This is a genomic window from Streptomyces sp. IBSNAI002, from assembly GCF_052244475.1.
In the GTDB taxonomy this organism is placed as follows: domain Bacteria; phylum Actinomycetota; class Actinomycetes; order Streptomycetales; family Streptomycetaceae; genus Streptomyces.
In genome coordinates this window covers 4,539,644-4,560,593 of sequence record NZ_JBQPXG010000002.1, presented here as the reverse complement: position 1 = coordinate 4,560,593, position 20,950 = coordinate 4,539,644, and the positions used below count along the sequence as shown (strand labels likewise).

19 protein-coding genes and 1 pseudogene are annotated in these 20,950 nt (G+C 71.2%); 15 read left to right on the top strand and 5 right to left on the bottom strand.

The annotated features are described in order from the left end of the window. Nucleotides 1-24 precede the first annotated feature (24 nt). A pseudogene (locus tag ACTVZO_RS21960) lies at nucleotides 25-626 on the top strand (ATP-binding protein). A gap of 205 nt (nucleotides 627-831) precedes the next feature. After that, the gene (locus ACTVZO_RS21955) at nucleotides 832-1,806 is read left to right on the top strand and encodes a DUF5926 family protein (RefSeq protein ID WP_443300011.1); all 975 of its coding nucleotides are present in this window, start codon (nucleotides 832-834) and stop codon (nucleotides 1,804-1,806) included. Between the two features lie 180 nt (nucleotides 1,807-1,986). Here ACTVZO_RS21955 and ACTVZO_RS21950 read toward each other — a convergent pair whose 3' ends face one another. Together ACTVZO_RS21950 and ACTVZO_RS21945 are read right to left on the bottom strand one after the other, a co-directional pair. Continuing rightward, nucleotides 1,987-2,577, bottom strand: a complete 591-nt coding sequence (locus ACTVZO_RS21950; protein ID WP_443300010.1) for a hypothetical protein — start codon at nucleotides 2,575-2,577, stop codon at nucleotides 1,987-1,989. 135 nt (nucleotides 2,578-2,712) lie between these two features. After that, complete coding sequence (locus ACTVZO_RS21945) at nucleotides 2,713-3,435, bottom strand: bifunctional DNA primase/polymerase (protein ID WP_443300009.1); 723 nt, start codon at nucleotides 3,433-3,435, stop codon at nucleotides 2,713-2,715. Nucleotides 3,436-3,861: 426 nt separating this feature from the next. Between ACTVZO_RS21945 and ACTVZO_RS21940 the strand changes: the two genes are divergently transcribed. Both ACTVZO_RS21940 and ACTVZO_RS21935 read left to right on the top strand, forming a co-directional pair. Then, nucleotides 3,862-5,391 carry a PP2C family protein-serine/threonine phosphatase gene (locus ACTVZO_RS21940; RefSeq protein WP_443300008.1) on the top strand — a complete coding sequence of 510 codons (1,530 nt, stop codon included), beginning with the start codon at nucleotides 3,862-3,864 and terminating at the stop codon, nucleotides 5,389-5,391. A 126-nt stretch (nucleotides 5,392-5,517) separates the two neighbouring features. Further along, nucleotides 5,518-6,984 carry an aminopeptidase P family protein gene (locus tag ACTVZO_RS21935; protein WP_443300007.1) on the top strand — a complete coding sequence of 489 codons (1,467 nt, stop codon included), beginning with the start codon at nucleotides 5,518-5,520 and terminating at the stop codon, nucleotides 6,982-6,984. Between the two features lie 72 nt (nucleotides 6,985-7,056). Here ACTVZO_RS21935 and ACTVZO_RS21930 read toward each other — a convergent pair whose 3' ends face one another. Next, entirely contained in the window at nucleotides 7,057-7,500 is a 444-nt protein-coding gene (locus ACTVZO_RS21930) for an ATP-binding protein (protein ID WP_443300006.1), read from the bottom strand. Between the two features lie 223 nt (nucleotides 7,501-7,723). On the opposite strand from ACTVZO_RS21930, the gene ACTVZO_RS21925 reads away from it, so the two are divergent. The 11 genes from ACTVZO_RS21925 to ACTVZO_RS21875 all read left to right on the top strand — a co-directional run bounded on the left by ACTVZO_RS21925 (nucleotide 7,724) and on the right by ACTVZO_RS21875 (nucleotide 19,452). After that, nucleotides 7,724-8,566, top strand: a complete 843-nt coding sequence (locus ACTVZO_RS21925; RefSeq protein WP_443300005.1) for a hypothetical protein — start codon at nucleotides 7,724-7,726, stop codon at nucleotides 8,564-8,566. A 110-nt stretch (nucleotides 8,567-8,676) separates the two neighbouring features. After that, on the top strand, nucleotides 8,677-9,405 hold the full coding sequence (locus ACTVZO_RS21920; RefSeq protein ID WP_443300004.1) for a YcnI family copper-binding membrane protein: 729 nt from the start codon (nucleotides 8,677-8,679) through the stop codon (nucleotides 9,403-9,405). A gap of 68 nt (nucleotides 9,406-9,473) precedes the next feature. Continuing rightward, entirely contained in the window at nucleotides 9,474-10,127 is a 654-nt protein-coding gene (locus ACTVZO_RS21915) for an SCO family protein (RefSeq protein WP_443300003.1), read from the top strand. Beyond that, nucleotides 10,124-10,621 carry a copper chaperone PCu(A)C gene (locus tag ACTVZO_RS21910; protein WP_443300002.1) on the top strand — a complete coding sequence of 166 codons (498 nt, stop codon included), beginning with the start codon at nucleotides 10,124-10,126 and terminating at the stop codon, nucleotides 10,619-10,621. The genes ACTVZO_RS21915 and ACTVZO_RS21910 overlap by 4 nt, the downstream gene beginning before the upstream one ends. Nucleotides 10,622-10,643: 22 nt before the next feature. Beyond that, nucleotides 10,644-12,641 (top strand): copper resistance CopC/CopD family protein, encoded by a 1,998-nt coding sequence (locus ACTVZO_RS21905; protein ID WP_443300001.1) that lies wholly within the window; start codon nucleotides 10,644-10,646, stop codon nucleotides 12,639-12,641. Next, on the top strand, nucleotides 12,566-13,924 hold the full coding sequence (gene efeB, locus ACTVZO_RS21900; protein ID WP_443300000.1) for an iron uptake transporter deferrochelatase/peroxidase subunit: 1,359 nt from the start codon (nucleotides 12,566-12,568) through the stop codon (nucleotides 13,922-13,924). The genes ACTVZO_RS21905 and efeB overlap by 76 nt, the downstream gene beginning before the upstream one ends. Before the next feature lie 42 nt (nucleotides 13,925-13,966). Then, nucleotides 13,967-14,902 (top strand): prephenate dehydratase, encoded by a 936-nt coding sequence (gene pheA, locus ACTVZO_RS21895; protein ID WP_443299999.1) that lies wholly within the window; start codon nucleotides 13,967-13,969, stop codon nucleotides 14,900-14,902. A 526-nt stretch (nucleotides 14,903-15,428) separates the two neighbouring features. Beyond that, entirely contained in the window at nucleotides 15,429-16,706 is a 1,278-nt protein-coding gene (serS, locus tag ACTVZO_RS21890; RefSeq protein ID WP_443299998.1) for a serine--tRNA ligase, read from the top strand. Then, the gene (locus ACTVZO_RS21885; RefSeq protein WP_443299997.1) at nucleotides 16,703-17,515 is read left to right on the top strand and encodes an HAD family hydrolase; all 813 of its coding nucleotides are present in this window, start codon (nucleotides 16,703-16,705) and stop codon (nucleotides 17,513-17,515) included. Before serS ends, ACTVZO_RS21885 begins: the two co-directional genes overlap by 4 nt. 289 nt (nucleotides 17,516-17,804) lie before the next feature. Further along, nucleotides 17,805-18,794: a sensor histidine kinase gene (locus ACTVZO_RS21880; protein ID WP_443299996.1), complete on the top strand. Its 990-nt coding sequence runs from the start codon at nucleotides 17,805-17,807 to the stop codon at nucleotides 18,792-18,794. A 10-nt stretch (nucleotides 18,795-18,804) separates the two neighbouring features. After that, nucleotides 18,805-19,452 carry a response regulator gene (locus ACTVZO_RS21875; RefSeq protein ID WP_443299995.1) on the top strand — a complete coding sequence of 216 codons (648 nt, stop codon included), beginning with the start codon at nucleotides 18,805-18,807 and terminating at the stop codon, nucleotides 19,450-19,452. A 55-nt stretch (nucleotides 19,453-19,507) separates the two neighbouring features. On the opposite strand, the gene ACTVZO_RS21870 is transcribed toward ACTVZO_RS21875, so the two are convergent. Beyond that, a complete protein-coding gene (locus ACTVZO_RS21870; protein ID WP_443299994.1) occupies nucleotides 19,508-20,143 on the bottom strand; it encodes a rhomboid-like protein in 636 nt (211 codons plus the stop codon). Between the two features lie 78 nt (nucleotides 20,144-20,221). Further along, nucleotides 20,222-20,941: an ABC transporter permease subunit gene (locus ACTVZO_RS21865; RefSeq protein ID WP_384216988.1), complete on the bottom strand. Its 720-nt coding sequence runs from the start codon at nucleotides 20,939-20,941 to the stop codon at nucleotides 20,222-20,224. Nucleotides 20,942-20,950 lie beyond the last annotated feature (9 nt).

Here is a 20,950-nt window from a genome sequence, read left to right as displayed (position 1 = left end):
CCGCTCCGCATTCGGTCGGCGCGAATGCGTCAGAGGGCTCCGCTTGGACGGTTTCCGGTCCAGGCCATTGGGGCATCCAGACCATGCGTGGGGCTAAGGAGGTTCCGGGGGTGGCGTTGGTGGTGGCACAGGAAGTGCCCACGTCGTCGTGCATGGATGTACGCCATGGTCCTGCGGGCGTGGGCGAGGCGAGACACCGGATGCGTGAGCAATTGCGCATCAGCGGGGTGTCCGAATCGGTCGTGGACGATGCCGTACTGATCCTTTCCGAACTGCTCAGCAACGCTTGCCGACACGGCAGGCCCCTGGGAGCGCGGGAAGTCGGGGACGGGGAGATACGCGCCGCATGGCGCGTCGACCAAGCGGGACGACTGACGGTCGAGGTCACGGACGGCGGCGGGCCCACCCGCCCGGTCCCGGCCACGCCTTCGGTCACCGCACGGGGCGGCCGCGGGCTGAACATCATCAGCGCGCTGGCCCAGGACTGGGGTGTCCGGGATGGAGCGGCGGGTGAGGTCACCGTCTGGGTGATCGTTGCCTGTGGGACCCGGCACGAGGATTTCGCTACGCGCGTTGCGTCCCCGGCGATCGACTTCAGTACGGCGTTCGACGACCTGGACACGTGAACCACGGTCCAGGGCCACGATCCAGGACCAGGATCCACAGCAGCACACAGCACCGCACACAGCAGCACCGGGCATCGCACAGGCGGCCGTCCGGGAGCGCACGCCGACCGTGCTCCCGGCCGCACCCCACCGGTTCCGGCGGTACGAACGGCTAGGCTCGCGCCCAGACACGACGTCGTACCGCCGCAACCGGGAGACACCCACGATGGCCAAGAAGCGCCCCGCAGCCAAGACTGCAAAGCCGCAGCTCAACAACGGTGAAATCCCGGTGGTGGGCGCGCGCGAGCCCTGTCCCTGCGGGTCCGGGCGCCGCTACAAGGCCTGCCACGGCGCAGCCGCGGCGCACGCCGTCACCGAGCACGTACGGCGCCCCTTCGAGGGCCTGCCGGGCGAATGCGACTGGGTCGCGCTGCGCGAACTCGTGCCGGCGGCGACCGTTCCGCTCACCCTCAAGAGCGGCCTGCCCGAGGGAGTCCCCTCCGTCACGCTGGTCACCGTGCTCCCCATGGCCTGGCCGGCACTGCGCCGTGAGGACGGCTCCGTCCTCCTCGGCCTGCAGAACGACTCCTCCAGCGGGGACCTCGGCCGCGACATGGCGGACACCCTGGAGCGTGCGCTCGTAGCGGAGCCCGGAACTCCGATTCCGGCACGCCGAGTTCCGGCCGACGGTCCGCGACTTCAGGATCTCCTGGACTCCGACGGCGTTTTCGAGCCGGTTGTGCACACCGGCTTCGAATTCTGGATTCCGGAATCGGAGGGCGCCCAGAACGCCTCCCCGGAGATCGCCGCCTCGCTGGAACGGGCCAACGCGGCCGCCATTCCCACCGTCAAGCTGACGGGCGTGGACGCGGCCTACTGGTGCGAGACACCGGAGAAGAACCACCTGCGCTGGGTCATGCCGCACCCCGAGGAGAAGCTGCTCGACGCCCTCGCGCGGCTGCACGCGGCCGGCACGGCCTCGCTCGGCGAGGGCACCAAGCTCGTCGGCTCCTTCCGCGCGCACGGCCTGATGGTTCCCGTCTGGGACCTGCCCACCGGGGTCACGGCCGACGACGTCGAGAAGCCCGCGGCGGAGCTCGCGGAGCGCCTGGCCACGGCCCTGGCCTCGGACGCACCGCTGACCACGGAGGAGCGCCGGGCGCGCGGCGGGCTCACCAACCGACAGGTGACACTCAGCTGACCTGCGCTCCCGCGCCGGTCCGGTGACAGGAGTCACAACTCCCGCTAACCGTCTGCAAATCGGTGTCTGAATATCAGAGATCGAATTTGCGTACAGGCGATCTCTTGTTACCGTTCTTGTAGCCCGGTCGCTGGTGCATCCCCCGTCGCCAGCGACCGGGCCTTGAATTTCCGACGGTCCTCAACCGTCTCCCGGTGCCGGTGAGTTGCTCCCGGACCGCAGGAGCAGCTTCCCTTCATCATCCGGAACTGCAAATTCCGCTACGGCCGAGTAACTGTCCGGAGCCCCGGCGGACTCCTCCTTCGGCGTCTCGCACAGCCCCGGCTCGTCGCCCGCGCCGACCGCGCAGAGGATCTGCACCGTACGCCCGGCAGGCCCCATGACCGTCAGCACGGCGTCCAGCGGACGACCGCTCGTGTTGCGGTAGTAACTCCGGCCCCACGTCCGGCCCTCACCCACCAGAACGCAAGTCTGCGCCTCCACGCCATCGGGCGAGGACAGCTCGGGGCCGCACCGGGAATCCGTACGGGGCTGCTCGATGGGGCCGCGCCGCTCGGGCCCGGCCGCCGGCCGCACCGGAGTCGCCGTCGCCGTACGGGCAGGCGCCGTCGGAGCCGCCCGCGAGGAATCCGACAGTCCGAGGGTCGAGAACAAGCCACCGCTTTTTCCGTCGTCCTGGCCGGCGAAATCCGGCCCGGCGATCGCTCCTGCGAGCGGGAGCGACAAGATGATCAGCACACCGGCGCCGATACCGATCAGGCGGAGATTCATTCGCCGAACATAGCGATGCGGGAATGGGGCGCGGAGATCCCCGCGCCCAATTCCCCTGGAAACTCGTCTCGCTGGCACCCGTACGAGTGATCCGCACGGGCGCCGTCCGCCCGCCGGCCGACCGAACCGGGCAGGTCAGTAGGCGAGTCTGCTGCCGCCGCCCGGTGCACCGCTGCTCGCCTCGACCAGTGCGTCCACCACCGCCTCCACCTGCGGGAGCCAGACATCGGGCGCACCCGCGGGCCCGGCCGGCCCCGCAGACGGTTCCCGCTCCCACCGGACCTCGCCACCGCTGGAAGCGGCGGAAGGCGGCAGCAGGAGATAGCCGCCCTCGCCGTGGAAGCGCAGCGAGGAGGGCACGTGGTCCTTGGCGTAAAGGAGTTCGCCGAGCAGCTCCAGCGAATACGGGGCCACCAGCAACGACCACCGCGTGGGCGTGGCCACGACCGGACCGAGCCGCATGCCCTGGGCGTCCAGCCGTACGAGGGCCCGCGCGGCCGCGCCCGCCGGGAGGCTCACCGCACACGGAGCGGTCCCACCGGTGGCCATCAGGACAGGGGCGGTGGGCCGGTTGGTCCACCACCAGGTCACCATCCGCGGGTCGGTGGTGGCCGCGAGCAGGCCGGGGTCGAAGGGGTGCGCGCCGGGGACGACGCACTCGGGGTCGGGGCAGGCGCAGCGCGAGCCGTCCGCGGCGGAGCGGCCGACGCCGGGCAGCACGGGCCACTGCCAGTCGGTGGCGCAGGTGAGCGCCGCTTCCAGGAGAGCCGGCGTCGTGCCGGTCTGTCGCGGGGTCGGGCGCAGGGATTGAAAGCGATCGCGGAGCCGCTGGAGACGCCTTCCGAGGATCTCGCGCATGAGCGCTCGTTCCTTTCCGTTGAACGCCGAGGGCCACATCACACCATGTAAGCGGTGTATCACCACACGTACAGGTTTCGCGTCACTGTCCGCCATAAGCAGGTTCACACGGTTTGTGCTGTTTTGTCATGGAACGCAAGTCCGCACCGGCTGCCGCCGCTAAGGACGGCGGCCGCCCCCGGTCGGTTCCCGGCCCCTCACCGGGCAGGTCACACGGAGCATCCCGGCGGTGCCGAGATCGCGACACAACAGTGCCGGGGCCGCGCCAACTGGCCCCGGGCACTACCGATTACGTACCCGGACCCCTTGTGGAGCCCGTCCAGTCGACCGCAAAAACCGCTCCCTTCCGGCCTTTTCCAGCCAAGTTCTAGCCTTGGCTCGACAGTGAGTTGCCGTCCCACGGACACCAGGATTCCCACCTGGGCAATGCTGGACATGCATCCATGTGTGCGTGTAGATGTGGATTCCTTGATGGCGGCGCAGCACGATCTGGGGGTTTGCGATGCTATTTGGCGAATCGCACCAGGTGGAAAGGCGGACGCCATGAGCGCCCCGCATCTGCCGAAAGTGGCTGGAATCGATCCAACGGTTACGACGCCACCGCACACTGTGGCGCCCTCGCCCGCCCGAACCACCCCCGCCCCGGCCCCGGCACCCGGCGCGGGCGGTCTCATCCAGGACCGGCTGGCAGGCATGGTCTCTGACCTCACCACCCTCCACGAGCTCACCGAGCGGCTCGCCCGCACCGGCGATCTGGAGTCCTCCCTCCACGAGTTCCTGCGCGCCGGCGCCGCACTCGTCGGCGCCCGCCGCGGCCTGATCGTCCTGGAGCCCTCCGACGGACTCGGCCCCACGAGCACGATCGGCCTCGGGCTCGGCCACGCCGACCTCGGCCACATCGAGACCGTGCCGCGCAGCGCGACCTCGTACGGCCGCATCCTCGACGGGCTCCCCGACGCCTACGGCGGCTCCGAGGTCCTCCCCGAACCCGGCGAGACTCCCGGTACCGGAGGCTTCGCCGCCCCCGTCGACCCCCGCCACCGCGAGGTGGCCGCCCGCCTGGGCTACGCCGCCAGCTACGCACTCCCGCTGACCGCCGAGGCCACCGGCCGGCTCGGCGCCGCCGTCTGGCTCTACGACGAGCAGGCCGAGCCCAGCGACCGCCAGCGCGACCTCGCCGGACTGTACGTACGGCACGCCGCCGAGCACCTCGCCCGGATGCTGGAGGTCGAGCGCTCCCGCTCCCGGCTGGCCACCGTCACCGAGGAGCTGCTGCCCAGCCGCCTCCCCCGGGTCCCCGGAGTCCAGCTCTCCGCCTGCCACCACACCGGGCCGCGCGGCGGGGGCGACTGGTACGACGCGCTGCCGCTGCCCGAGGGCGCCCTGGGGCTGGCCGTCGGATCCGTCACCGGTTCGGGGCCCAGCGCCGTCGCCGCGATGGGCCGGCTCCGGGCCTCGCTGCGCGCCTACGCCGTGATGGAGGGCGAGGATCCGGTCGCCGTCCTGTCCGACCTGGAGCTGCTGCTGCGCCTCACCGAGCCCGCGCGCTCGGCCACCGCGCTCTTCGCCTACTGCGAGCCCGCCCAGCGCAAGATCATCCTGGCCGGCGCCGGGCACGCCCCACCGCTGCTCATCGGCGAGCGCCGCACCGAGTACGTGGAGACCTCGCTGTCCGCGCCGCTCGGGATGCTGTCCTGCTGGGAGGCGCCGAGCGTGGAGATCGAACCCGCGCCCGGAGAAACGGTGCTGCTGTACACGGACGGGCTGCTGCGCCGTACCGGCGACCCGATGGACCGGGCCTATGCCCGCTTGCACGCGGCGGCCGCCTCGGTCCCCCGTAGCGCCCGGGAGGACCCGGCGGCCCTCTGCGAGCACATCCTGCGGACCGTGCTGCCCGAAGGAGACCCGGCCGACCTCCCCGAGGACATCGTCCTGCTCGCCGCCCGGTTCGAATGAGCGCGGTGCGACCGATCAAAACGGTCGTTTGTGCGATAAAGCACACGGGCCCGCGAGTGCTCGCACATACGATGGACAAGGGCCCCACCCCGGTCCGTGCCTGTCGTCGTAGCTGAGGAGAATGACGTGGCTGACGAGCTCACCCCGGAGACCCCGGAAGAAGAGCAGCCCAAGAAGACGCACAAGCAGCGCAAGAACGGTCTGTACCCGGGCGTCAGCGACGAACTCGCCGAGAGCATGCGCACCGGCTGGGCCGACACCGAGCTGCACGGGCTCGAGCCCATCGCCCAGGCCACGCACACCGCCGCCCGCCGCGCCGCACTGTCCGCGCGCTTCCCCGGCGAGCGCCTCGTCGTCCCCGCGGGCCGCCTGAAGACCCGCTCGAACGACACCGAGTACCCCTTCCGCGCCTCGACCGAGTACGCGTACCTCACCGGCGACCAGACCGAGAACGGCGTCCTGGTCCTGGAGCCCACCGGGGAGACCGGCCACACGGCCACGGTCTACCTGCTGCCCCGCTCCAACCGCGAGAACGGCGAGTTCTGGCTCTCCGGCCAGGGCGAGCTGTGGGTCGGCCGCCGCCACTCCCTCACCGAGGCCGAGCAGCTCCTGGGCATCCCCGCCAAGGACGTCCGCGAGCTCGCCGAGGCCCTCACCGAGGCCGAGGGCCCGGTGCGCAACGTGCGCGGCCACGACGCGGTCATCGAGTCCGCCCTCACCGACAAGGTGACCAAGGAGCGCGACGACGAACTGCGCGTCTACCTCTCCGAGGCACGCGCCGTGAAGGACGACTACGAGATCGGCGAGCTGCAGAAGGCCGTCGACTCCACCGTCCGCGGCTTCGAGGACGTCGTGAAGGTCCTCGACAAGGCCGAGGCCACGTCCGAGCGCTACATCGAGGGCACCTTCTTCCTGCGCGCCCGCGTCGAGGGCAACGACGTCGGCTACGGCTCCATCTGCGCCGCCGGCCCGCACGCCTGCACCCTGCACTGGGTCCGCAACGACGGAGACGTCCGCTCCGGCGACCTGCTGCTGCTCGACGCCGGTGTGGAGACCCACTCGCTCTACACCGCCGACGTCACGCGCACGCTGCCGGTCAACGGCACGTACACCGACATCCAGCGCAAGATCTACGACGCGGTGTACGAGTCCCAGGAAGCCGGCATCGCCGCGGTCAAGCCGGGCGCCAAGTTCCGCGACTTCCACGACGCCTCCCAGCACGTCCTGGCCGAGAAGCTCGTCGAGTGGGGCCTGCTGGAGGGCCCGGTCGAGCGCGTCCTGGAGCTCGGCCTGCAGCGCCGCTGGACCCTGCACGGCACCGGCCACATGCTCGGCATGGACGTCCACGACTGCGCCGCCGCGCGCACCGAGGCGTACGTCGACGGCACGCTGGAGCCGGGCATGTGCCTCACCGTCGAGCCCGGCCTGTACTTCCAGGCCGACGATCTGACCGTGCCCGAGGAGTACCGCGGCATCGGCGTCCGGATCGAGGACGACATCCTCGTCACCGAGGACGGCAACCGGAACCTGTCGGCCGGACTGCCCCGCACCTCGGTCGAGGTCGAGTCCTGGATGGCACGGCTCAAGGGCTGACGAGCAAGGCCGGCGGCAAGCCGGCGCCGTGACGGGCGGGGTCCTCTCAAGGGGTCCCGCCCCTCGGTGTTCCTACGACACCTTCAGCAGCGCGTCGTCGCGCCACTTCAGCATCTTGTCGAAACTCACGACCGCGCCGCGGCCCGGCCGGTTGCGGAAGCGGACGTGATCGGCCAGCTCCTCGATCAGGTGCATGCCGCGGCCGTGCTCGGCCAGCGAGGGTCTGCGGCGCGCCACGGCCGAGGGCGGGAATCCGGGACCCGAATCGGTCACCTCGATGCGGCAGCAGTCCCCGTCGAGATACGCCGTGACGTGGTACGCCTCGGCCTCGTCCGGGATCATGCCGTCGCCGCCGTGCTCCACCGCGTTCGCACACGCCTCGCTCAGCGCCACCGAGAGGTCGTAGGAGATGTCCGGGTCCACCCCCGCGGTCTCCATCGTTCCGAGCAGCAGTCGCCTGGCGAGCGGCACGCTCGCGGCTTCGCGCCTCAAGTGGAGAGACCACCAGATGCTCATACCGTTACCTATTGCCGCCCACGGGGGCCCGTAAGCGCGCAAAGGGCCTCCGAGAGCCCATTGCCCTCGTTCGGCCGATGCGGCTCTCCCGGGATCCGGTATATGCGGCGGTGCCCGCCGCGGCCCTCCGGCAAGGCCCCGGGCCGGGTCCCATGCCGGACTCATGGGACCTTCCGGACCTGCCGTATGGAGGGCCTAAGGGCAGTGCGATGATGGCCCGGCCATGACTGCCCCCCACGCGACGCACGCCGGAGCCGGCCTCCGGCTCATCCGGGCCGCGGTGTTCACCGCGGTCTGTGTCGTGCTGTCCGCGGCGGGGCACGCCCTGGCGTCCTGTGCCACGGTGCCGTGGTGGTCGCTGTGCCTCGGCTTCCTCGCCGTCTTCGCGGTCGCCGCGCCGCTCGCCGGACGCCGGCGCTCGCTGCCCGGCATCGCGGCGGTCCTGACCGCCGGCCAGCTCGCGCTGCACACCGTGTTCGGCCTCGGCCAGCACAGCGCCGCGGCGGCGTCGGCGGGCCGGACGACGGCCACCGCGGCCGACGGCTCGCTGGCCGAGATCGCCGCCCGGCTGGTGTGCGGCGGCAACTCCGTACCGCTCAGCCCGGCGGACGCCCGGCAGATCCTGACCACCGCCGGACTGGACCCGGCCGCCCTGACCGCAGAAGCCGCGCAGGCGGGACAGCTCGCCTCTCAGGGCCACGGGGCGCACGCCCACCTCGCGCAGGCGGCCACCTCGGCCCCCGCGACCGGGCTGTTCAGCCCCGCCATGCTGCTCGGCCACCTGGTGGCGGCACTGGCCGTCGGCTGGCTCCTCGGCCGCGGTGACGCCGCGCTCTTCCGGCTGCTCGAACTGTCCCGGCTCTCCGCCGAAGCCGACCCGGTACGCCCGTTGCGGGCCGCGCTGGCCTTCGTACGCGCCCTCGGCGCCGGTCTCCCGGGCATGCCCACCGACACCCCGCGGGCCCTGCGGACCGCGGCCGATCCCGCGGCAGCCACCGGCCGTGAGGCGCTCCAGCACACGGTGATCAGGCGCGGGCCGCCCGCGGCGCTCACCCTCGCAGCCTGACGCGGCACCTCCTCCCCCGGACGACACCACGGGAACACGGGTGCCGCGGAACTCCGTGCACACCCGTGCGCGGAACCACCGTCACCTCTGCTTCCGTGGAGTGTTTCTGCATGAAGACCTCTCGCGTCTCCTTCGCCGCCGCCCTCGCCGCCGGTACCGTCCTGTTGCTGTCCGGTCCCGCCCTCGCGCACGTGGGCGTACAGCCCGGCGAGGCCGCCAAGGGCGGCTACGCGACGATCGACTTCAAGGTCCCCAACGAGCGCGACAACGCCTCGACCACCCAGCTGGAGGTCAATTTCCCGGTCGACCAGCCCCTCACGTCCGTCATGCCGCAGGACGTTCCCGGCTGGACCGTGACGGTCGAGAAGAGCAAGCTGGACAAGCCGCTCACCGTCCACGGCAAGCAGATCAACGAGGCCGTCACCAAGGTCACCTGGTCCGGCGGCAAGATCGAGCCCGGCAAGTTCCAGCAGTTCCCGCTCTCCGTGGGCAAGCTGCCCGAGAACGCGGACCAGATGGTCTTCAAGTCCATCCAGACCTACGACAACGGCGAGGTCACCCGCTGGATCGAAGAGGCCAAGGAAGGCGCCGCGGAACCGCAGAACCCCGCGCCCGTCCTGAAGCTGACCGCCGCCAAGGGCGCCGACCACCACGACGCCGGCGACAAGAACGCCGACAAGCCCACCGCCGAGAACGCCAAGGACGGCGAGCACGGCCACGACCAGGCCGACGCCGAGCACGGCTCCGACACGACCGCGCGCGCCCTCGGCATCGCCGGCATCGTCATCGGGCTCGGCGGTGTCGCCTTCGGCGTCGCCTCGCGCCGCCGCTCCGCCTGACCGGCCGCGCCCCGTCGCCCTACCGTTCCCGAACGTCCGTCACATCCCCGATCACAGGGACATTTCCCATGCGCACCACACGCGTGACGGTCGCCGCACTCATCGCGGCGGCCGCCCTCACCCTGACCGCCTGCGGCGGCGAAACCGCCAAGCCCGGCGCGGTCAACCAGATCTCCGGCGGCCAGAGCCAGAACAAGGCCGCGACCGTACTGGACCGCCCGTTCACCAAGCCGGAGCTGGTCCTCACCGACACCACGGGCAAGCCGTGGAACCTGCGCGAGCAGACCAAGGGCAAGCCGACGCTCATCTACTTCGGCTACACCCACTGCCCCGACGTGTGCCCGCTGACGATGAGCAACATCGCCGTCGCCAAGAAGGCGCTCCCCAAGGCCGACCAGGACAACCTCCAGGTCGTCTTCGTCACCACCGACCCCGACCGTGACACTCCCGACTCCCTCGGCGCGTGGCTCAGGGCCCAGGACCCGTCCTTCACCGGACTCACCGGGGACTTCACCACCATCCAGGCCGCCGCGCGCTCCCTCGGCATCGGTATCGACGCCGCCACGACGGACGCCAACGGCAACGTCGTGTCCATGCACGGCGCCCAGGTCATCGCCTTCTCGCCCAAGACCGACGAGGGCTACGTCCTCTACGGCGAGGGTACGACCGTCGACGACTACACCAAGGACCTGCCGAAGATCATCAAGGGAGAGAACCCGTGAACGCCCGCACCACCCGCACCCTCGCCGCCGCCCTCTCCCTGACGGCAGCGCTCGCCATATCCGGCTGTTCCGGCTCGAAGGACGAGGCGTCCAAGCCCGCGCCCACGGTCAGCGGGGCCTTCATGCCGGAGCCGGTCAACGACAAGATGGCCGGTGCGTTCATGGTCATCAAGAACGACTCCAAGACCGCCGACAAGCTCACCGGCGTCACCTCCTCGCTCTCCGACGATCTGCAGATCCACGAGACGAAGAACCAGAAGATGCAGCAGGTCCAGTCCCTGGACGTGCCCGCCAACGGCGAGCTCACGCTGGCGCGCGGCGGCGACCACATCATGTTCATGGGGCTCAAGAGCACGCCGAAGGTCGGCGACAAGGTCACCGTCGAGCTGCGCTTCGAGAAGGCCGAGCCGGTCAAGGTCGAGCTCGAGGTGAAGGAACGGACGTACAACACCGCGCAGGCTCCGACATCAACCACCGCCGGCAACGGCCACTGACGGACCGAGGAAGCGACTCGCCATGACGGCCACCGCCCCCGCCCCATCCCCGGTTCACGCCCGGACCACGGCACTGCTGCCGCGGCTCGTGCTGGTCCTCGCAGCCTTGCTGGCAGCCCTGTTCACCGCGGCCCCCCCGGCCTCGGCACACGCGGCACTCACCGCGAGCGACCCCGCGGACGGGGCGGTGGTCGCCACGGCCCCCGCCCAGGTCACCCTCTCCTTCTCGGAGCAGGTGGCCCTGGGCGACGACTCCATCCGCGTGCTGGACCCGCAGGGCAAGCGCGTGGACACCGGCGAACTGCGCGACATGTGCAGCGGAAACATCGTCCGCTACGGCACCGCGCTGCACTCCGGCCTGCCCAACGGCACGTACACCGTCGCCTGGCAGGCCGTCTCCGCCGACAGCCACCCCATCTCCGGTGCCTTCACCTTCTCCATCGGCGCGCCCTCGGCCACCGATGTCACCCTGCCCAGCACACAGACGGGCGGCGGTCCCGTCGGCATCGCGTACGGGATCGCCCGCTACGCCGCCTACGCCGGCTTCACCGTCCTCGTCGGCGGCGCCGCCTTCATCCTGCTGTGCTGGCGCCGGGGTGCCGCCGAGCGGCCGCTCCAGAAGCTCGTCGTACGCGCCTGGGTGACCCTGACGGCCGCCACCCTCGCCATGCTCGTGCTCCGTGCCCCGTACACCGGGTCCGGGAAGTTCGCCGACGTCTTCGACCTCGAAGGCCTGAAGGCCGTCCTGGAGACCAAGACCGGCGCCTCACTGGTCTCCCGGCTGCTCCTGCTGGGCGCCGCGGCCCTCTTCATCGCGGTCCTCTTCGGCGTCTACGCACGCAGGCAGGGCGTCGCCGCGAACGCACCGGACGGCGCGGAGGAGAGCGCGGAGCAGGGGCCCGGGGAGGCCCGGGACGCCGGGGCCCGGGACACCAACGACCTCACCTTCGGCCTGGGCATCGGCGGGGCCGTGGTCTCCGCCGGCATCGCCGCCACCTGGGCCCTGTCCGAGCACGCCTCCACGGGCATCCAGCCCGGCATCGCCATGCCCGCGGACATCCTGCACCTGCTGGCCGTGGCCACCTGGCTCGGTGGGCTCGCCGCGCTCCTCGTCGCCCTGCACAAGGTCCCCGGCATCGAGCGGGCGGCCGTCCGGCGCTTCTCCCAGGTTGCCTTCGTCAGCGTCCTGGTGCTCGCGGTCACCGGCGTCTACCAGTCCTGGCGCCAGCTCGGCAGCTGGTCGGCACTGACCGGAACCTCGTACGGGCAGCTGCTGCTCCTGAAGGTCGGCCTGGTCGCCGTCCTCGTCGCCATCGCGTACATGTCCCGGAAGTGGACCGCCCGGCTCGCCGACGCATCCGCGGACGAGGCCGATGTTTCACGTGAAACGGCCGTCGCCACAGCCGATGTTTCACGTGAAACAGAGCCGGTCGCCGTGCCCGCCGACCCCCGGCGCGCCGCCCAGCTCGCCCGGCAGCGCGCCGCCCTCGACAGCGCACGCGAGAAGCGGGTCCGTGACGCCGATCCGGACCGAACGGGCCTGCGCCGCTCTGTCCTCGCCGAGGCGGCCGTCGCCGTGGCCCTGCTCGCCGTCACCACGGTGCTCACGAGCACCGAACCCGGTCGCACCGTGGAGCGGGAGGCCTCCCGCGGCTCCGCTTCGACGGCGGTTCCGGACCGCGCCGTGAAGATCACCCTGCCCTTCGACACGGGCGGCCCGAACGGCAAGGGGAACGTCCGGCTCGAGCTCGACCCGGGGCGGGTCGGCGCCAACACCCTGCACCTGTGGGCCGACTCCGGGGAGGGCACGCCCCTCGACCTCCCCGAGGTCAAGGTCTCCTTCACCCTCCCGGCGAAGGACATCGGCCCCCTGCCCCTCCTGCCCGAACGCTCCGCCCCCGGGCACTGGACGGCGTCCGGGGTGCAGCTGCCGCTCTCGGGCGAATGGCGCATCGACGTGACCGTCCGCACGTCCGACATCGACCAGACGACCGTCCAGAAGACAGTGAAGATCGGCTGACCCGCGTGACCGAGAGCAATACCGACATCGAGATCTCCCGCCGCCGGCTGCTGGGCACCGTGGGCGCCGCAGGCGCCACCGGGCTCGCGCTGGGCGCCGCCGGTGGCGCCCTCGCGCACTCCGCTTTCGCCGGCTCCGGGAGCGGTTCCGGGTCCGGGGCCGCCGACAGCCTGTCCTCCCTCGGGGCCACCCAGGTCGCCTTCGACGGCGACCACCAGGCCGGCATCACCACGCCCTTGCAGGCCAAGGGGCACCTCATCGCCTTCGACCTCACCGCGGGGGCCGGCCGCACGGAGGCCGCCGCGCTGCTGCGGCGCTGGTCCGAGACCACCCGCCGGCTGATGGCGGGCGAGACCGCTCCGACCGACGACACCGGCATCGCCCTAGACGCCGGCCCGTCCTCCCTGACCGTCACCTTCGGCTTCGGCCACTCCTTCTTCGAGCGCACCGGCCTCACCGCCCGTCGGCCCATCGCCCTGGAACCTCTGCCGGACTTCTCCTCCGACCGGCTCGACGCCCAGCGGAGCAACGGCGACCTGTGGGTCCAGATCGGCGCGGACGACGGGCTCGTCGCGTTCCACGCCCTGCGCGCCCTGCAGAAGGACGCCGGGGAAGCGGCCCGCGTCCGCTGGCAGATGAACGGCTTCAACCGATCCCGCGGCGCCACGGCCTCCCCGATGACCGCCCGCAACCTCATGGGCCAGATCGACGGCACGGGCAACCCGAAGCCCTCGGAGCCCGACTTCGACAAGCGGATCTTCGTGCCTGCCGCCGGCCCCGGGCCCGCCGAGCACGCCTGGATGGCGGGGGGCTCGTACGCCGTCGTCCGGCGCATCCGGATGCTCCTCGACGACTGGGACAAGCAGCCCGTCTCCCAGCAGGAGCAGGTGATCGGCCGTACCAAGGCCACCGGAGCCCCGCTGACCGGCGGCGGCGAGACCACCGAGATGGCACTCGACAAGATCGGCTCGGACGGCAAGCCGGTCATTCCGTCCAACGCCCACGCCCGGATCTCCGCCCCCGAGCAGAACGGCGGGGCCGCCATGCTGCGGCGCCCGTTCTCCTTCCACGACGGGATCGGCCCGGACGGTGCGCCCGACGCGGGACTCCTGTTCGTGTGCTGGCAGGCCGATCCGCTGCGCGGGTTCGTCCCCGTCCAGCGCAAGCTCGACCGCGGTGACGCGCTGTCGGCCTTCATCCGCCACGAGTCCAGCGGCCTCTACGCGGTTCCGCCCGGTCCGCGCACCGGCGAATACGTGGGGCAGCGGCTGCTCGAGGGGTGAACAGCACCGCGGTGGGCAGCACCCCGGCATTAGGCTGACCGCATGTCGGCAACCCGATTCACGTATCTCGGTCCCGAGGGCACTTTCACCGAAGCCGCCCTGCGCACACTGCCGGAAGCAGCCACCCGGGAGCTCGTCCCGATGGTGTCGGTCCCGGCCGCCCTGGACGCCGTGCGCAACGGCGAGGCCGCCGCCGCCCTGGTGCCGATCGAGAACTCGGTGGAGGGCGGGGTCACCGCCACCCTCGACGAGCTGGCCTCCGGCGAGCCGCTGATGATCTACCGCGAGGTGCTGCTGCCCATCGCGTTCGCGCTCCTGGTGCGTCCCGGCACTTCCCTGTCCGAGGTCAAGACGGTGACCGGGCACCCGGTCGCCCAGCCGCAGGTGCGGAACTGGCTGCGGGCGAACCTGCCCGACGCGGTGTGGGAGTCGGCCGCCTCGAACGCCGACGGCGCCCGGCTGGTCCAGGAGGGCCGCTTCGACGCGGCCTTCGCCGGCGAGTTCGCCGCCGCCACCTACGGGCTCGTCCCGCTGGTCACCGAGATCCACGACGCCGAGAACGCCGAGACGCGGTTCGTGCTCGTCGGGCGCCCCGCCCGGCCCGCCGCCCCGACCGGCGCCGACAAGACCTCCGTCGTGCTGTGGCTCGGCGACGACCATCCCGGTGCGCTGCTGGAGCTCCTCCAGGAGTTCGCCGTGCGCGGGGTCAACCTGATGCTGATCCAGTCCAGGCCGACGGGCGAGGGCATCGGCAACTACTGCTTCGCGGTCGACGCCGAGGGCCACATCTCCGACCGCCGCGTCAGCGAGGCCCTCATGGGCCTCAAGCGCACCTGCCCGCAAGTCCGCTTCCTCGGGTCCTATCCGCGGGCGGGCGTCGCTCAGGGTGACGTCCTGGCCCCGAGGCCGGGAACCTCAGACGGCGACTTCACGGCCGCCTCGGACTGGCTGACGCGCTGCCTCGACGGCCGGGCCTGAGGCTTCGTCCACTGTCCACAGAGTTATCCACAGGCCGAGATGGGGACCTGGGGACAAGTCGACAGAGCGGCACGACAAGGTCGACAAATCGGTCGTGGGGCCCAGGTTTCGCGCTGGGGAGCGGAAGGTGAACGGCGTCACCCCCGTATCGAGGATCAACTCTTTGGGGCGAGTCATTCCCACCCGAATGAGTGTGTGAGGGTGGTTTGAACCCTGATTCGCCCCAGCGGCCTGCCGGTCGCCAATGATCTATTTACGTGTCCACAGATGCGGCACACAGCCTGTGGATAAGATCCGACGGCCGGTAATTCCTGTGGACAAGGAACGGCTTACGGCCCTGCTCAGGGACGGCGCACGACTGCCGATGTGCCCCTTTTCGGGGAATGGCCCCGCTTTTATTGACCGTCCGAGAAGGTTCACTTCCGGCCAGCAGTCAAGACTTATGCATTCGCGGCAATTGGGACATAGCGACACGCAGCGTGATATCGGTGTGATCCCAGGAACCCCAGCCCGGTAGCCTGGAGGGGTGATTGACCTCCGGCTGCTCCGTGAAGACCCTGACCGTGTCCGCGCCTCGCAGCGCGCCCGTGGAGAGGACGTCGAACTCGTCGACGCGCTGCTCTCCGCCGACGAGCGCCGCAGGTCCTCCGGCATGCGCTTCGACGAACTGCGCAATGAGCAGAAGTCGCTCGGCAAGCTCATCCCGAAGGCCTCCGCGGAGGAGCGGGCGGAGCTCCTGAAGAAGGCCGAGCAGCTCAAGCAGGACGTCAAGGCGGCCGAGAGCGAGCAGAACGAGGCGGACGAAGCCGCCAAGCGGCTCCTGCTCCAGCTCGGCAACATCGTCCACGAGGACGTCCCGGTCGGCGGCGAGGAGGACTTCACCGTCCTGGAGACGCACGGCACCATCCGCGACTTCGCCGCCGAGGGCTTCGAGCCCAAGGACCACCTGGAGCTCGGCGAGTCGCTGGGCGCCATCGACGTCGAGCGCGGCGCCAAGGTGTCGGGCTCGCGGTTCTACTACCTGACCGGCGTGGGCGCCCTGCTCGAGCTGGCCCTGGTCAACGCGGCCATCGCCCAGGCCACCGAGGCCGGCTTCATCCCGATGCTCACCCCGGCGCTGGTCCGTCCGCGCGCCATGGAGGGCACCGGCTTCCTCGGCCAGGCCTCGGAGAACGTGTACCACCTGGAGAAGGACGACTACTACCTGGTCGGCACCTCCGAGGTCCCGCTCGCCGCGTACCACATGGACGAGATCATCGACGCCGACAAGCTGCCGCTGCGCTACGCCGGCTTCTCGCCGTGCTTCCGCCGCGAGGCCGGCACGTACGGCAAGGACACCCGCGGCATCTTCCGGGTCCACCAGTTCGACAAGGTCGAGATGTTCTCGTACGTCGCGCCGGAGGAGGCCGAGGCCGAGCACCAGCGCCTCCTGGAGTGGGAGAAGCAGTGGCTGACCAGCCTGGAACTGCCGTTCCAGGTGATCGACGTCGCCACCGGTGACCTGGGCGCCTCCGCCTCGCGCAAGTTCGACTGCGAGGCGTGGATCCCGACCCAGGGCAAGTACCGCGAGCTGACCTCCGCCTCGAACTGCGACGGCTTCCAGGCCCGCCGCCTGTCGATCCGCTACCGCGACGGCAAGAAGACCCAGCCGCTGTCCACGCTGAACGGCACCCTGTGCGCCGTACCGCGCACGATCGTCGCGATCCTGGAGAACCACCAGCAGGCCGACGGTTCGGTGCACGTGCCGCAGGCGCTCCGTCCGTACCTGGGCGGCCGCGAGGTCCTGGAGCCGATCACCAAGTGACCCCGGCCCCGTTCCCGTACAAGCTCGTCGCGACCGATCTCGACGGCACGCTGCTGCGTGGCGACGACACCGTCTCGGAACGCACCCGTGAAGCGCTCGTCGCGGCCACCGCGGCGGGCGCGGCGCACATCGTCGTCACCGGCCGTGCCGTCCCCTGGACCCGGCACGTGCTCGACGACCTCGGCTACCAGGGCATCGCCGTCTGCGGGCAGGGTGCCCAGGTCTACGACGCGGGTGCGCACCGGCTGCTGACGTCGGTGACGCTGGACCGGCAGCTCGCCGGTCTGGCGCTCTCGAAGCTCGAGGCCGAGATCGGTCCGCTGGCCCTGGCGGCCAGCCGGGACGGTGTGGACGGCGAGGTCCTGTTCGGGCCCGGGTACCAGGTGCAGGAGGGCCTGCCGGCCATATACCTGGAGGACACCGCCGCGGTGTGGACGGCCCCCCTGAACAAGCTGTACATCCAGCACCCGGGGCTGGACGACGACGCGCTCGTCAAGGTGGCGCGGGAGACCGTGGGCAGTCTGGTCGACATCGTCATGGCGGGTCCCGGGATCGTGGAGATCCTGCCGCTGGGGCTGACCAAGGCGACCGGCCTGTCGCTGGCCGCGCGCCGGCTCGGGGTGAAGGCGGCGGAGACGATCGCCTTCGGCGACATGCCGAACGACATTCCGATGTTCGGGTGGGCGGCGCACGGCGTGGCGATGGCCAACGCCCACGCGGAGCTCAAGGCGGTGGCCGACGAGGTGACGACCTCCAACGACGAGGACGGCATCGCCGTGGTGCTGGAGCGTCTGCTGGGCGCCGCGTAGCGGGAGCCGCGTACGACGTACGAGAGGTCCGGGGAAGCCCGCGCCGCACGGCGCGCTCGAAGTGGCTCCCCCGGACCTTTTGTTGCTCCCCGCACGACTCACTCTGCCCCTCGCGCACGCCCCTTACCAGCGAATTTCCGCGCCTCGGCCATGGGATCCGGCGGGTACGACGGCCGCGAGGGCGACCCTCCACAGGCCGCTGGGAGGAAGGTGAACCCGTCGCCGGGTACGGCCGGTATCTGCCGGACGGCAGATACCGCGGGCGGAGAGGCGCTCGTAGGGTCGCGACGTGACCTTGAAACCGAGCGCGTTGTACGCCCCCGTGCTGGCCGGGGCGGGCCTGGTGTCCCTGATCGGTTCGGCCCTCTCCGTGCCGAGCACGTGGTCGCTGGCGGGTACGGCGGTACTGCTGCCGCTGCTGGCCCTGGTGGCCCGCTGGTCCCCGGTGCGGTCCGGGAGCCTCGCGGGCGCTCTGGGCGTGGCGGCGGTGGCTCTGTGGCCGGTCCCGCTGGTGTGGGCGGACGGGTCGTGGCTGGAGGTCTGCGGGGCGGCGGCCTTCTGGGCCGTGCCGGCTTGCGCGGCGCTGGGCGCCGGCGGCTACCTGCGCCGTCAGGCGGGCCGGCTGCGGCAGGCCGTACGGGACGCTCGGCGTGACCAGCAGCTGGAACTGGCCCGGGACCTGCACGACTTCGTGGCGCACGACGTGAGCGCGATCGTGGTGCAGGCGCAGGCGGCGCGGTTCGTGGCCGCGCAGGACCCGGGGCAGGCGGTCCGCGCGCTGGAGCGGATCGAGGCCGCGGGGCTGAGCGCCCTGGAGTCGATGGACCGGACCGTGCACGCGTTGCGGGAGGCGGCGGGCCGTCCGACCGCTCCGGTACCCGGGCTGGCCCAGCTGCCGGAACTGGTGGAGCGGTTCGAGGGCGGGGAGCTGGAGAGCGATCCCGCGGCGCTCGCGGGGCTGACACGGGAAGCGGACACCACGGCCTACCGGGTGGCCGTAGAGGCCCTGACGAACGTCCGCCGGCACGCGCCCGGCGCCGCCGTGGTGCGGGTCGCCGTGCGCCGTGCCGGGGCCGGTATGGAACTCAGCGTGGTCAACTCCGCCGCACCCCGGAGCACGGGCGGGCTGCTGGGCCGCCTGCGGCAGGGCGGCACGGGGCTGGCGGGGCTGCGCGGGCGGGTGGAGGCCGCCGGCGGGACCCTGCGGGCAGGGGCCGTCCCGGGCGGCGGGTGGCGGGTTTGTGCGGTCTTCCCCGCGCAGGGGGATGCCGTCGGGTGATCATGGCGCAGTGACCACACGCATCCTGATAGCCGACGACCAAGAGGACATCCGCAGCGGCTTCCGGCTGATCCTCGATTCGCAGCCGGACATGACCGTGGTGGGGGAGGCGGCCGACGGGGAGAGCGCGGTGGCGCTGGCCCGGGAGCTGCGGCCCGACGTGGTCCTGGCGGACATCCGGATGCCGCGGCTGGACGGCCTGGAGGTGACCCGGCTGCTGGCGCCGCGGGCCCGGGTCGTGGTGGTCACCACCTTCGACCTGGACGAGTACGTGCACACGGCGCTGCGCAACGGGGCGTGCGGGTTCCTCCTGAAGAGGTCCGGACCGGCCCTGCTGATCGAGGGTGTGCGCGCCGCGATGGCCGGGGACACGCTGATCAGTCCGCAGATCACGGTCCGGCTGCTGAGCACGCTGACCCAGGCGGGACCGGTCGCCGCCGGCACCGTGGCGCATCCGCTCACCGAGCGGGAGGTCGAGATCGTACGGCTGGTGGCGCGGGGGCTGACCAATGCCGAGATCGGCACGGAGCTGTTCATCACCGCGGGGACGGCCAAGACCCACATCGCGAACGTCCAGGCGAAGCTCGGGGCCCGCAACCGGGTGGGGATCGCCGCGTGGGCTTGGGAGCACGGTGTGGCGAAAGCGGAAGCCGGTTAGTCACGTTTCACGTGAAACGAGAGGCACGCGAAACGAGAGTCCCGGGAAACCAGGGTCATGTTTCACGTGAAACAACGTGGCGGGTGAGCGGCCAGGAGAGCAGGCCGACGGAGAGCGCGATGGCATGGCCGAGGTCCGTGAAGGTGCCACCGGTGAGGAGGGGGAGCCCGAAGAAGGCGACGGCGCCCGCGAGGTAGAGCCACCGCCAGGGGCTGGGGAGCCGGTAGGTGAGGACTCCGACGGCGGCCGCGATCCCGTAGCTGACGCCGATGTCGACGACGTGGGTCATGCTGCGCGGGGCGCGGTGCTCCTCGATGGCCATCAGGAGGACCTTCTGGCTGACCAGCGTGGCGACGATGTGGGCGGTCGCGACGATCACGAGCCAGCGCAGGGTGCCCAGCCAGCGTTCGACGGGAGCCTGGAACAGCTCGAAGAGCACGGCGTAGAGGGCGAGTGAGGCCGGGTTCTCGATCCAGAAGGCGCTGCTGACGAGGGCCCGGACGGGGTGTTCGACGAGCTGGTGGATGTTGCTGCTGTTGCGGTGGAGCAGGATGTGCTCGACCCGGTCGGGTGCGATCACCACGACGATGCTGGTGATCGCGATGATCAAGAGCCAGATGTGCGTTCCGGGCGAGGAGCGTATCCAGGACCGCAGGGGCCTGGACGGCTCGGGCTCGGGGTGCTCGATCATGCCCCGATGATGACGCGCGAAGCTGTGCCCCGCCTGGCCGGTGGGCCGGGCGGGGCACAGCTTCGAGGCGCGGTGGACCTACTCCTCGCCGGCCAGGGTGAGGCGTCGCAGCTTCTGGCCCGCGTAGACGGTGGCTCCGACGGTGACCACGGTGAGCAGGACCACGGCGGTGGGCAGGCCGACTGTGGCGTCGACGTATCCCTCTCCGGCGACCTTCTCGGCCAGGGACAGGGCCCACTGCTGGACGCTGAGGGTCTTGGCGCCGGAGACCAGGCTGCCGAAGAGCGACTCCCAGATCAGGGCGTAGACCAGGCCGAAGACGACCGCGTGCCGGCTGACGGTGCCCAGCAGCAGGAACAGCGCGCTGTAGGCGATCGAGGCCACGAGGGCGGCGATGGTGTAGGCGACGGCGATCTGCTGTCCGTTGCCGTTGAGGATGAACCCGGCGATCAGGGTGGGGATCGCGGAGAAGGCCATGGTGACGGCGATCGCCACGATCAGCTTGGTCATGATGATCGTCGGTCGCTTCACCGGCTTGGAGAGCAGGTAGACGATCGATCCGTCGTCGATCTCGGGGCCGATGGCGCCCGTTCCGGCGATGACGCCGATCAGCGGGACCATCGTCGCGAGGGCGAAACCGCCGAGCAGGTCGGCGGCGACCTTGTCGTCCACACCCGTGAGGGCGCGGACGGCGATCGCGATGAGGATCAGCAGGGCGGGCAGCAGGAAGAGGATCAGCGCCCGGCGGCGGCCGAGCAGGGCCCGGTAGGTGAGCCGGGCAACGGTGGGGTCGTACATGGATGCCAG

Coding starts and splice junctions, on each gene's coding strand:
- ACTVZO_RS21955 (WP_443300011.1), top strand. CDS start 832: ATGGCCAAGAAGCGCCCCGCAGCCAAGACTGCAAAGCCGCAGCTCAAC.
- ACTVZO_RS21950 (WP_443300010.1), bottom strand. CDS start 2,577: ATGAATCTCCGCCTGATCGGTATCGGCGCCGGTGTGCTGATCATCTTG.
- ACTVZO_RS21945 (WP_443300009.1), bottom strand. CDS start 3,435: ATGCGCGAGATCCTCGGAAGGCGTCTCCAGCGGCTCCGCGATCGCTTT.
- ACTVZO_RS21940 (WP_443300008.1), top strand. CDS start 3,862: ATGCTGGACATGCATCCATGTGTGCGTGTAGATGTGGATTCCTTGATG.
- ACTVZO_RS21930 (WP_443300006.1), bottom strand. CDS start 7,500: ATGAGCATCTGGTGGTCTCTCCACTTGAGGCGCGAAGCCGCGAGCGTG.
- ACTVZO_RS21925 (WP_443300005.1), top strand. CDS start 7,724: ATGACTGCCCCCCACGCGACGCACGCCGGAGCCGGCCTCCGGCTCATC.
- ACTVZO_RS21920 (WP_443300004.1), top strand. CDS start 8,677: ATGAAGACCTCTCGCGTCTCCTTCGCCGCCGCCCTCGCCGCCGGTACC.
- ACTVZO_RS21915 (WP_443300003.1), top strand. CDS start 9,474: ATGCGCACCACACGCGTGACGGTCGCCGCACTCATCGCGGCGGCCGCC.
- ACTVZO_RS21905 (WP_443300001.1), top strand. CDS start 10,644: ATGACGGCCACCGCCCCCGCCCCATCCCCGGTTCACGCCCGGACCACG.
- efeB (WP_443300000.1), top strand. CDS start 12,566: ATGGCGCATCGACGTGACCGTCCGCACGTCCGACATCGACCAGACGAC.
- pheA (WP_443299999.1), top strand. CDS start 13,967: ATGTCGGCAACCCGATTCACGTATCTCGGTCCCGAGGGCACTTTCACC.
- ACTVZO_RS21870 (WP_443299994.1), bottom strand. CDS start 20,143: ATGATCGAGCACCCCGAGCCCGAGCCGTCCAGGCCCCTGCGGTCCTGG.
- ACTVZO_RS21865 (WP_384216988.1), bottom strand. CDS start 20,941: ATGTACGACCCCACCGTTGCCCGGCTCACCTACCGGGCCCTGCTCGGC.